Annotated in this window: 1 protein-coding gene and 1 other RNA gene; one reads left to right on the forward strand and one right to left on the reverse strand. The window is 47.3% G+C overall.

Going from position 1 to position 533, the window contains the following annotated elements; genetic code table 11:
• An RNA gene (ffs, locus tag QGG57_07125) (signal recognition particle sRNA) lies at window positions 1-250 on the forward strand; the annotation flags it as partial.
• Here ffs and QGG57_07130 read toward each other — a convergent pair.
• Window positions 237-533 (reverse strand): hypothetical protein (locus tag QGG57_07130; protein ID MDP7007925.1); only part of this gene is annotated, 297 nt, incomplete at its 5' end. The genes ffs and QGG57_07130 overlap by 14 nt on opposite strands.

Consider the following 533-nt stretch of genomic DNA (forward strand, 5'->3'; position numbering starts at 1 on the left):
GACAACTGGTGGCGGCGCACCCAGTGGGCTGTCTAATCCGCATTTCAACTGAGATATCCTGTCCCTCGGGGTTGCAGGTGATTGCAGAGATTTACCGGAGGGTGGATTTCGGATCTTCATCATGGAAACCGGGTCAGGCCCGGAAGGGAGCAGCCTCACCGTGGACTTCCGACGCTCGAGTGGGTCGCGGGGTTGAGAAGGAATGTGGTGTCTGACAATCCTCCAGGACGACAACATCAGTGGTCTGGCACTTTTTTACTGATATTTCTCAACCATTTCTGACCTGGTTTCCATTCAGTAAACATTGTAAGAATCATACCTAAAATAGTAAGGAAAGCACCTGCCCATACAAAGATAATACCAGGAATCTCCCTCACAGTTATTGTTGCACTGTTTTCACTACCCCCATTTCCAGATGTAGCATCGTTCAAGGTTATGTACAAATCACGATGCATTTGGTGTTTGAGATAAATTTGTGTGGTTTCTTGGTCCCCTACCATCTGCTTTGAAATTTGGTCATCAATTAGCACGTC

This window comes from Candidatus Poseidoniia archaeon, assembly GCA_030748895.1.
Lineage (GTDB): Archaea > Thermoplasmatota > Poseidoniia > MGIII > CG-Epi1 > UBA8886.